The organism is Pseudomonas sp. MD195_PC81_125, from assembly GCF_014060985.1.
GTDB classification, from domain to species: domain Bacteria; phylum Pseudomonadota; class Gammaproteobacteria; order Pseudomonadales; family Pseudomonadaceae; genus Aquipseudomonas; species Aquipseudomonas parakoreensis.
In genome coordinates this window covers 1-11,537 of record NZ_JABULD010000696.1, presented here as the reverse complement: position 1 = coordinate 11,537, position 11,537 = coordinate 1, and the positions used below count along the sequence as shown (strand labels likewise).

Here is an 11,537-nt window from a genome sequence, read left to right as displayed (position 1 = left end):
GGCAGGACGCTTTTCGCGAGCAGGGCTCGCTCCCACAGTTGGAATGAGTGCATTCAGTTGGGAGGTTGGTCGGCTTGTGGGCCGTCATCGCTGGCAAGCCAGCTCCCACAGTTGGATTGAGGGCGAAAAACAGGGACGGGGTCATGACCCGTCCCTTTCGATTTGTGCGCTTCAGGCACGAGCCCGGCCAATCAGCTCCGGCAATCAGTCCCGTGCCAACGCTTCGATCGGGTCCAGGCGCGATGCATTGCGCGCGGGGACGAAGCCGAAGACGATGCCGATCAGCGTCGAGCAGATCACCGCCGTCAACACCGAGGCCATGGAGAACACCATCTCCCATTCCTTGATGAACAGCGAAAACAGGTGGCCGATGGCGTACGACAGGGAAATGCCGATGGCCCCGCCGAGCAGGCAGACCATCACCGCCTCCACCAGAAACTGCTGACGAATGTCCGACTGCCGTGCGCCGACCGCCATGCGAATGCCGATCTCGCGGGTACGCTCGGTGACCGACACCAGCATGATGTTCATCACCCCGATGCCGCCGACCACCAGCGAAATCACCGCGATCAGCGACAGCAGCAAGGCCAGCGAGCGGCTGGTTTTCTGCACGGTCTGCATCACGCTGTCGAGGTTGTTGGTGTAAAAATCCTTGATGCCGTGGCGTTGCAACAGCAATTGGGTGACATGATTTTCCACCACTTTGCTCGATTGGCCGTCCTTGATCCGTACGCTGATGCTGTCGAGGAAGCGTTGGCCCAGGATCCGGCCGGCGGCGGTTTCGTAGGGCACCCAGACGTTGAGGGTCTTGCCGGAGGCAAACAGGTTTTTGTTCTCGGCTGCCACGCCGATCACCGTGCACGGCAGGTTGCCGATCAGAATCACCTGCCCCAGCGGATCGACGCCCTCACCGAACAACCGATGCCGGGTGTTGTAGTCGATCACCACCACCTGCGCCTGGCGCCGCGCATCGCTTTCGCTGAAGGTAATGCCCGCTTCCAGTTTGATCCCGCGCACCTGGAAATACTGGTCGCTGACGCCGTTGATCTGCGCGTCGAGGTCGATGTTGCGGTAACGCAGGAGCATGCTGCGGCCGACCACCGGGGGTGGCGCTGTCGACGTAATACAGCTGATTCAGCGCGGTAACGTCGGCCGGCACCAGCGTCTCGATCGAGGCCGCGCGCTTGTCGCCGAAACTGCTGCCGGAATAGATATCGATGGTGTTGCTGCCAATCGCCGAAATGTCCTTGAGCACGTAATTTTTCGCGCCCTCGCCGATCGCCGAAATCGACACCACCGAGGTGATGCCGATGACAATCCCGAGCATGGTCAGCAAGGTGCGCATGCGGTGCGAAATCAGCGCCACCCAGGCCATGTTGAAGGCTTCCTTGAACAGCCCGAGGCTGGCGACCAGGCGGCGGGGCGCCGGGGGTTTTGGTGGCACGTCTTCGTCCGACAGTTGCCCGGTGTCGCGCTGGTTGCGCCGGTCGCTGAGGATTTCGCCGTCGCTGACTTCGATGATGCGCTCGGCGTTGGCCGCGACTTTCGGGTCGTGGGTCACCAGAATCACCGTGTGCCCGGCTGCGTGCAGCTCCAGCAGAATGCGCATTACCTCCTTGCCGCTGGCGGTGTCGAGGGCGCCGGTGGGTTCGTCGGCAAGGATCACTTCACCGCCATTCATCAAGGCCCGGGCGATACTCACCCGCTGCTGCTGACCGCCAGAGAGCTGGCTCGGGCGATGCGTCAGGTGCCCGTCGAGGCCTAGCCGCGCCAGCAACTCACGGGCGCGGGCGTGGCGTTGCGGCGCCGGAATGCCAGCGTAGATGGCCGGCATCTCGACGTTGTGCATCGCGCTCAGGTGCGGCAGCAAGTGATAACGCTGGAAGATGAAGCCGAAGTAATCGCGGCGCAGTTCGGCCAGCGCCTGATCGTCGAGGTCGCGGGTCTCCTGGCCGTTGATCCTGTAGCTGCCGGCGGTGGCGTAATCGAGGCAGCCGAGGATGTTCATCAGGGTTGATTTGCCGGACCCGGAGGCGCCGATGATCGCCACCATTTCTCCGGCGTTGATCGTCAGGTTGATGTCCTTCAGCGCGAGAAACTCGCGGTCGCCGGCAGTGAAACTGCGAGTGATGCCGGTCAGTTGCAGTAACGGCTGCGTCATGCTCAAGCCCCCGCCACGGCGGGCAGTGGATCGCCGATCACCACCCGCTCGCCTTCATTCAGGCCCTGATTGATCTGCACTTTGACGTTGTTGTTGATCCCGGTCTGCACGTTGCGCGACTGCGCCTGGCCCTTGGCGTCCAGCACCCGCACCGGAAAGCTGCCATCGGCGTTGCGTGGGCCGAGCGCGGCCACCGGCACCGTCAACACCGATTGCGCGGTATCAAGGACGATGCGCACCTGCGCGGTCATCGAGATACGCAAGCGATGGTCGGGATTGGGCACCTCGAACAGCGCGTTGTAAAACACCGCAGTGTTTTGTTTCGGGGTGCCGGCCGGCGGTGTTTCGAGGAAATTCTGCGGCGCCGGCTCAGTACCGCGCAGCTGGCCGTAATAGCGTTTGTCCTCACCGAGGATGGTGAAGTACACCTGCTGTCCCGGCGCGATATGGATCACGTCCGCTTCCGAGACCTGCGCCTTGATGGTCATGGTGTCCAGATCCGCCAGTTTCAGCAGGATCGGCGCCAACTGGTTAGCGATCACGGTCTGGCCTTCCTGGGTGACGATGCCGACCACGTCGCCATCGATGGGTGCGACGATCCGCGTATACGCGAGGTTGACCTTGGCGGTGTCGATCTGGATGTGCGCACTCTTGATCTGCGCGTCCAGCGACAACAGATTGGCCTGCTGCACCTCGTAGTTCGATTGCGCGGTTTCAAAATCCTGACGCGAGATCGAAGCGTCTTCCTGCAGGTTCTGATAACGCTCGTAAATCGCTTTGGTCTGCTTGAGCTGCGCCTGCGTGGCGCGCTTCTGCGCCTGCAGGTTTTCCTCATCGACCTGAGCCTGACGCAGGGTGTTCTGCAGCACCAGCGGATCGATCTCGGCCAACCACTGGCCCTTCTTCACCTTGTCGCCGACCTTGACCTTGAGCGACTTCAACTGCCCCGACACTTGCGCGCCGACATCTACTTGCTTGACGCCTTCCAGCAAACCGGTGGCGAGCACGGTGTTTTCGATGTCCGTGCGTTCGACCGGCGCTGTCTGGTATTTCGGCGCTTCGGCGGGGGCCTGCACCGTGAACAGCACCAACCCGGCCACCGCCGCCAACGCCAACCCCATACCGACTTTGCGCAACTTCGACTTTTCCATAAATAACCACAAGTCCGTTCAGGGATGGACCCGGCCAGCGGCCGGGTCTTGATAGAAAAACCACACTCAGGACAGCGCTTCGCCGACCGCCAGCGCCAGACCGTCATGCCACCACGCGGCGAAACTGAAGACGTTGGGCGCCTTGAGAATCGTGAAGTGGTTGCCCGGCCCGTACCACACCGCCAGATCACTGACCTGCCGCTGCCAGCCTTCGAGCATCGCCGCCTGTTCGCGCTGATTGCCCCACTCGTACAGCGTCGGGTCATCGACCAGCACCAGCCGCACCGGCCCGCTGTAGGCCAGACGCGGCTGATAGACCGTGCGCAAGGCGCTGGCGAACGTGCGGACCGGGCCGTGCATCGCGTCCGGTGCCGCGCGCTCCGACAGCACCCCGGCGCGCACCATGCCGGCGTGCAGCAGACGCAACTGCGTGGTGTCGTCGGCGTTGGCGAAGGTCGCCGGATCGATGCCCAGCGACTTGCCACAGGACAACTGCAAGGTGTCGATCAGCCGTTGCAGCACCGCAGTCGCGGTGTACGGCTTGCCCGCCGTGCCGTCAGCGCCCGGCGCCTCGCTGTCGATCAAGGTCAACGACGCCACCTCGCGCCCGGCCGCCTGCAACTGCGCCGCCATGGCATGCGCCACCCAACCGCCGAACGAATGACCGATCAGGTGCAGCGGCCCTTGCGGATGGATCTGCTCGATGGCTTGCAGGTAGAACGCGGCAGCGGCTTCGACCGCGCTGTGCGGCACACTGACGCCGTCCAGCCCGCGCGGTTGCAGGCCGATGATCGGCCACTCCGGGCCGATCGCCTCGGTCAGGTGAATGAACCCGGTGACACTGTCACCCGCCCCCGGCACACAGAAAATCGGCGCATGCCCGGCGTACCCGGTCTGGATCGTCAACAGCGGTTGATACGGCGCCGGCTGCGGCGTCACCAGGGTTTCCAGCGCTTCGGTAATGGCCTGACCGAGTGCCTGAATGTGCGGAGGCTTCATCATGGTCCGGTGATCGCCGGGGATGTCGATGCAACGCAGCAAGCCGATATCGAAGCGCTCTTCCCAGCCGCGCGTCGGGCTCGGCAATGACTGGCCGTCCATCCGCTCCTGAGCACGGAACAAGTGGATCGGCTGGCTCGCCGGGCTGACCCGGTAATGTGCCAGCGCCAGGCGATGCGCGGCTTCGCGATCAAAGTAATGCCAGGCGTCCGCCGCGCTGACCGTCGCCAGTTCCGGGTCGGTCAGCTGTTGCGCCTGACAGCGCTGGAACAGCTCGGGGAAGTCCAGTTGTTCGACTTGCGCTTCCAGCGCTTGCACTGCCGCCAGTGCCGCCTCGCTTTCAGCACCGAGCATCAGCGAACGGCCACGGCAATGGCCGAGCAACTGACGCTTGTCGAGGCCCTCGCCGCTCCACATCGTTTTGTCTTGGGCGAGTGGGTTTGGCGCATAGCTGTCGAGCATGCCGATGAATTCCACCGGTTCATCGAGGCCAAGCAATTGCTGGGCGACCTCATGCGCCAGCACCCCGCCGAACGACCAGCCCGCCAGACGATACGGCCCATGTGGCTGCACCGAACGGATGATCCCGACCATGCGCTGCGCCATGCACTCCAGCGTGCGCAATGGCGCTTGCCCCAGCGGCACGCCGGGCAGGCCGTAAATCGGGAACTCGCCACCGATGTGCTGGGCCAGCGTCGGGAAATACACGTCCCTGCCGCTGAATTCGTGCAACAGGAACAGCGGCGTACCGTGTTCCCCGGCGCGCACCACGACCAGCCCGTCAGGCTGACTGAGTGCCTCGCCCTGATTGAGCAGCACGGCGGCAGACTCGATGCTCGGGTGCTGGAACAGCTCGGCCATCGACAGTGGCAGCCCGGCCCGTTGCAGCAGATTGACCAGTTTCACCGCCAGCAACGAATGCCCGCCCAGCTCGAAGAAGTTGTCATGGCGACCGACCTGTTCGACGCCGAGCACCTCGCCCCAGATCCGCGCCAGCGCGTTTTCGACTTCACCCTGGGGTTCCAAATATGGGCGGTTGATCACCGCATCTGCCCCCGGCTCCGGCAAGGCTTTGCGATCGATCTTGTCGTTCGGTGTCAGTGGCAAGGCGTCGAGCAATACGAACGCACCCGGCACCATGTACTCCGGCAGACGCTCCAGCACATGCGCGCGCAAGGCCTCCAGACTGGGTGCTTCTACGCCCGAGCGCAGGGTGTACCAGGCCACCAGACGCTCATCACGGACCATCACCACCGCCTCGCGAATCGCCGAATGCTCGATCAACCGTGCCTCGATTTCTCCCGGCTCCAGACGCAAGCCCCGCAGCTTGATCTGGAAGTCGTTGCGACCAAGGAATTCCAGCTCGCCGTGATTGTTGTAGCGCGCCAGATCTCCCGTGCGATACAGCCGATCCCCCGCCACAAAAGGGCTGTCGATGAAGCGCTCGGCCTGCATTTCCGGCAAACCGTGATAACCGCGCGCCACGCCGACGCCGCCGATGTGCAACTCCCCGCTGACACCTTGCGGTACCGGTTGACCGTAGGCATCGAGCACGTACAACCGGGTATTGCTCAGTGCGGTGCCGATCGGCACCACGTTGTCCGGCACCGGCATGTCCGGTTCCAGCGTCCAGCCCGTGCTGTCCACGGTGGTTTCGGTCGGGCCATAAACGTTGTGCAACCGCACCCACGGCAGGCGATCGCGCACCTGACGCGCCAGCGCTGCACTGAGTTCGCCGCCACCGTTGAGCACATCGGTCAGGCTGGTGCATTGCTCGACCCCGTCCTGCTCAATGAACTGCTGCAACAGCGCAGGAACGAATTTGACTACGGTGACCTGATGCTCACGAATGGTCTGCACCACATAGGCCGAATCGCGGTTGCCGTACGGTCGCGCCAGTACCAGACGCATCCCCGAACACAGCGGCCAGAAGATCTCCCACACCGAACTGTCGAAGCTGAACGGCGCCTTTTGCAGCAGCGCACCGTGTTCGGTCGGCGGACTGAGCTGCGAACCCCAATGCACCATGTTGCAGGCACTGCGATGCTCGATCATCACGCCTTTCGGCAACCCGGTCGAACCCGAGGTGTAGATCATGTAGGCGAGGTTCGAGGCGCTGAGGCCCGGCACTGGCGAATCGTGATCCGGCAAATGTTGCCAACTGCCGTGATCCAGGTCGATCAACGCCGCGGCACCTTCATCGAACAACCCGCGAGTCGCCGTTTGCACCAGCACCGCCACCGGCGCGCTGTCCTTGAGCATGTAGGCCAGACGCTCCGCCGGATACCCCGGATCCAGCGGCACATAGGCACCACCAGCCTTGAGAATGCCGAGCAGACCGACCACCAGATCCAGCCCGCGCTCGACGCAGATCGCCACCCGCGCATCCGGTTGCACACCTTGTGCGCGCAGGTGCCGGGGCCAGGCGATTGGCGCGCTGATTGAGCTCGCGGTAGGTCAGGTTTCCCTGTGCGGATTGCAGCGCGACAGCCTCTGGTTTCCGGCGCGCCTGCGCTTCGAACAAGCCGTGCAGCGGTTGTTCCAGCGGGCAATCGACTTCGGTGGCGTTGAAATCCACCAGCACGCGCTGACGCTCATCCGTCGTCAGCAACGGCACCTGCGTCAACAGCACCTGATCATCGTTGACCAACGCCGCCAGCAGCCGCTGGAAGTAGCCGACGAAACGCTGCACCGTCGACTCATCGAACAGCGCCGTGGCATAGCGCAACGAACCGCGAATGCCGTCGTGGGAATCGCCAAGGCTCAGCGACAGGTCGAATTTCACAAAATGGCTGTCGCCGGCCACGCCTTCCAGGGTCAGGTCGCCGAGGGCCAGGCTCGGGCCGTCGTTGTTGTCCCAACTGAGCATGGTCTGGAACAACGCGCTGTGCGACAGACTGCGAACAGGTTTGCTGATGTCCACCACTTGCTCGAACGGCAGATCCTGATGCGCCTGAGCCGCCAGGGTTTGCGCCTTGACCCGCGCCAGCAGCGCCTCGCCGCTCGGCTCGCCCGAGGTGTCGATGCGCAGCGCCAGGGTGTTGACGAACATGCCGATCAGACCTTCGATCTCCGCGCGGGTGCGGTTGGCTACCGGCGAGCCGATCACCACGTCGCTCTGCCCGGACAAACGGCTGAGCAGCATCGCCCAGGCGCTCATGATGACCATGTAGGGCGTCACCGCGCGACGCTGACACAAGGCTTTCAAACCGGTGCTCAAGTGTTGATCGAGCAGGATGTCGACGCGGCTGCCGGAATAGTCCTGCTGCGGCGGACGCGGACGGTCAGTGGGCAGGCTCAGCAGGGCCGGCGCACCGGCCAGCGTCTGCTGCCAGTAATCGCTCTGACGCTGCAGCACCTCGCCACTGAGCCAGCGCCGCTGCCACACCGCGTAGTCAGTGTATTGCAGCGCCAGCGGGGGCAGCGGATCGTCTTCGCCACGGCTGAACGCTTGATACAACGCCGCCAGCTCACGGGTCAGCACGCCCATCGACCAGCCATCGGCGATGATGTGGTGCAGCGTCAGCAACAGCACATGATGATCATCAGCCAGACGCACCAGACGCCCGCGCAGCAGCGCATCGTGCTGCAGATTGAAGGAGGCGCAGGACTGCTCCTCGATCAGACCGCGCAAGGCATTGTCAGCCTGTGGGTGCTGGCGCAGGTCTTCTACCGCCAGCAACAGACCGCTCTCGGCCGGCAGGATCAGCACCTGCGGCTGATCGTCGATCTGGCTGAAGCGGCTGCGCAGGGTTTCGTGACGCGCAACGATGCGTGCCAGTGCCCGCAGCAGCGCGTCTTCATCCAGTCGACCGCGCAGGCGCAGACCGACCGGGATGTTGTAGGCGCTGTGGCCACCGTCCATCTGCGCCAGGAACCACAGGCGTTGCTGGGCGAAGGACAGCGGCAATCGCTGATCACGCGGTGCCGGCAAAATCTCCGGCAAGGTGCTGCGCCCTGCCCGGCTCAGCACCTCGGCGACAGCGGCCAGCTCGGGGTTGGCGAACAGCTCGGCGAGGGTCAGCTCGACGCCCAACTGCTGGCGCACCTGCGACAGCATGCGCATCGCCAGCAACGAATGCCCGCCCAGTTCGAAGAAGTTGTCGTGAAGACCGACCTGTTCAACCCGCAGCAAGCCAGTCCAGATCCGTGCCAGATGGTGTTCCAGCGCCGAGATCGGCGCGACATACACCCGGCTGAGCATCGCTGCCTGCGTCGGTGCCGGCAGCGCCTTGCGGTCGACCTTGCCGTTGTTGTTCAACGGCAGGACCTCCAATTGCACCCACGCGCTCGGCACCATGTATTCCGGCAATCGCGCCAGCAACTGCGCGTGCAGATCCGCGCTGTCCAGGTGGCCGGCGTGCGCGGTGTAGTACGCCACCAGACGGGTGATGTCCTGACCATCGCGGCGCGCCAGCACCACGGCTTCCTTGATCCCTTGGCAGTTGAGCAGGCGGTTTTCGATTTCCCCAAGCTCGATGCGGAAACCACGGATCTTCACTTGATCGTCATTGCGCCCGATGCAATCGAGCTGCCCCGGGGCCAGCCAGCGTGCGAGGTCGCCGGTGCGATACAGCAACGCGCCCGGTTGCTCGCTGAACGGATCACGCAGAAACTTTTCGGCGGTCAGATCGGCGCGGTTCAGGTAACCCAGCGCCACGCCCTGCCCGCCGATGTACAACTCGCCGGTCACGCCCATCGGCACCGGTTGCTGGTGCGCGTCGAGCACGTACACCTGGGTGTTGGAGATCGGCGCGCCAATCGGCACGCTCTCGGCGTTTTCCGCCACTTCACGCACTTCAAACGTCGTCGCGTAAGTGGTGGTTTCGGTCGGACCGTAGCAATGCACGATACGCAGCGCCGGCGCCTCGGCCAGCAGTCGACGGAACGCCGCCGGATCGCCACGCTCACCACCACACAACAGAATGCGCAGGCCTTTGAGCGCCTGCGGAATCAGCTGCACGTACTGGTTGAACAGCGCAGTGGTGACGAACAGCACCGTCGCCCCCGGTTGCGCTCAACGCGCGGCCAAAGGCGTTCGGATCAAGCAAAGTCTGGTGATCGATCACCACCACGCGCCCGCCATTGAGCAGCGGCCCCCAGATGTCCATGGTGCTGGCGTCGAACGCCGGGTTGGAGGCGAACACCACGCGATCCTGCGGGTTGAAATCGGCATAACCGTTGTTCAGCACCAGGCGGCCGATGGCGCGGTGCGGCACCATCACGCCTTTCGGGGCGCCGGTGGAGCCGGAGGTGTACATGATGTACGCCAGCGCCTCCGAGGACTGCGCCAGATTCGGGTTGTGTGTCGGCTGGCCGCTGAGGGTCAAGCGATCAAGGTCGATGCGCGGCGCAGCGTAGTCGATGACTTCACGGCTGAGGGTCAGCAACGCCGCTGCCTGACAGTCCTCGACCATGAACGCCTGCCGCTCGCTCGGCGCGTTGATGTCCAGCGGCACGTAGGCCGCCGCACACTTGGCAATTGCCAGTTGCGCCACCAGCAGTTCCAGCGAACGCGGCAACAGGATCGCCACGTGGTCGCCCGGCTGCACGCCTTGGGCGATCAAGTGATGCGCCAGACGGTTGGCCTGGGCGTTCAGCTCGAAGTAGCTCAGCGAATGCTCGCCGTGCACCGCCGCCACCGCCTTCGGATGCGCCGCTGCCTGCTGCTGGAAAATCCCGTGCACGGTCAGCGTTTGCGGGTATTCGCGTGCGGTGGCGTTGAAGTCGCAGAGCAAGCGCTGCCGCTCAGACTCGGCGAGTAACGGCACCCGCTCCAGCACTGTCTGCTCATCGTTGACCATCGCCGCCAGCAGGCGCTGCAAGTAACCGACATAACGCTCGACGGTCGCTTGATCGAACAACGCCGTGGCGTATTCCAGCGAACCGCGAATCACCCCGTTGACCTCACCCAGGGTCAGGGTCAGGTCGAACTTGGCTACCCGGCCCGGCGCAGCCACAGCTTCAAGACTCAGATCGCCCAGCGCCAGGTGCGGGCCGACGCTGCTGTCCCAACTCAGCGTGGTCTGGAACAGCGGGCTGTGCGCCAGACTGCGCGCCGGCCGGGCGATGTCCACCACTTGCTCGAACGGCAGATCCTGATGCGCCTGCGCCTCCAGCGTGCGCGCCTTGACCCGTGCCAGCAGCGCAGCAACGCTCGGCTCGCCCGAAGTGTCGATACGCAGGGCCAGGGTGTTGACGAACATGCCGATCAGGCTTCGATCTCGGCCCGGGTGCGGTTGGCCACCGGCGAGCCGATCACCACGTCGGACTGCCCTGACAACCGACTCAGCAACAGCGACCAGGCACTCATCAGGGTCATGAACAGGGTCACGCCGTGCCGTTGACTCAAGGCTTTGAGCCCGGCACTCAGACGCTCGTCCAGCCGTACTTCGACGCTGCTGCCGGCGAAGTCCTGCTGTGGCGGACGCGGACGGTCGGTGGGCAGGGTCAGCAACGCCGGCGCGCCGTCGAGGGTTTGCTGCCAGTAATCGCTTTGCCGCTGCAGCACGTCACCGCTGAGCCAGCGCCGCTGCCACACGGCGTAGTCGCCATATTGCAGCGCCAGTGGTGGCAACGGATCCGGTTGCCCGTGACTGAAGGTTGGTACAGCGCCATCAGCTCACGGGTCAGCACACCCATCGACCAGCCATCGGCGACGATGTGATGCACGGTCAGCAACAGCACATGCTGCTCGTCAGCCAGACGCAGCAGGCGTCCGCGAATCAGCGGATCGTGCTGCAGATCGAAGGCCGTCGCGGCTTCCTGCGCGAGCAGTGCCTGCACCGTGGCTTCGGCCTGTGGGTCCTGGCGCAGGTCCTCCACCTGCAACAGCAGGCCGCAATCGACCGGTGCAATCGTCACCTGCGCCTGATCGTCGACGCTGACGAAACGGCTGCGCAGGGTGTCGTGGCGCGCAACGATCTGCGTCAGCGCGCGCTGCAAGGCTTCAACATCAAGCCGCCCGTGCAGGCGCAGGCCAAGCGGAATGTTGTACGCCGAATTGCCGCCGTCCATTTGCGCGAGAAACCACAGGCGCTGCTGGGCGAAGGACAGGGTGCCGTCACGCGGCACCGCGACGATCTGCGGTTGGCTACTGACCTGCGCTACGCAAAGGCATTCGGCGACCGCCGCCAGTTCAGGGTTGGCGAACAGATCGGCCAGCACCAGTTCCAGCCCCAGTTGCTGACGCACCCTGCGCGACCATGCGCATGGCCAGCAGCGAA

At 64.2% G+C, this 11,537-nt stretch carries 3 protein-coding genes and 3 pseudogenes; all 6 read right to left on the bottom strand.

Translation table 11 applies throughout. The features are described 5' to 3' along the window. Positions 1-204: 204 nt before the first annotated feature. Positions 205-2,161, bottom strand: a pseudogene (locus tag HT737_RS27265) (MacB family efflux pump subunit). A gap of 2 nt (positions 2,162-2,163) precedes the next feature. Continuing rightward, positions 2,164-3,312, bottom strand: a complete 1,149-nt coding sequence (gene macA, locus HT737_RS27260) for a macrolide transporter subunit MacA (RefSeq protein ID WP_182404373.1) — start codon at positions 3,310-3,312, stop codon at positions 2,164-2,166. 66 nt (positions 3,313-3,378) lie between these two features. Further along, positions 3,379-6,690 (bottom strand): amino acid adenylation domain-containing protein, encoded by a 3,312-nt coding sequence (locus HT737_RS32030; RefSeq protein WP_374011199.1) that lies wholly within the window; start codon positions 6,688-6,690, stop codon positions 3,379-3,381. Positions 6,691-6,955: 265 nt separating this feature from the next. Continuing rightward, positions 6,956-9,274: pseudogene (locus tag HT737_RS32025) on the bottom strand (condensation domain-containing protein); the annotation flags it as partial. Next, the gene (locus HT737_RS32860) at positions 9,219-10,115 is read right to left on the bottom strand and encodes an AMP-binding protein (RefSeq protein ID WP_374011200.1); all 897 of its coding nucleotides are present in this window, start codon (positions 10,113-10,115) and stop codon (positions 9,219-9,221) included. The pseudogene HT737_RS32025 and the gene HT737_RS32860, both read right to left, overlap by 56 nt. Next, a pseudogene (locus tag HT737_RS32015) lies at positions 10,104-11,328 on the bottom strand (condensation domain-containing protein); the annotation flags it as partial. The gene HT737_RS32860 and the pseudogene HT737_RS32015, both read right to left, overlap by 12 nt. Positions 11,329-11,537 lie beyond the last annotated feature (209 nt).

What these genes read in the sequence shown, in the direction of transcription:
- macA (WP_182404373.1), bottom strand. Translation starts at nt 3,312, where the DNA reads ATGGAAAAGTCGAAGTTGCGCAAAGTCGGTATGGGGTTGGCGTTGGCG.
- HT737_RS32860 (WP_374011200.1), bottom strand. Translation starts at nt 10,115, where the DNA reads ATGGTCAACGATGAGCAGACAGTGCTGGAGCGGGTGCCGTTACTCGCC.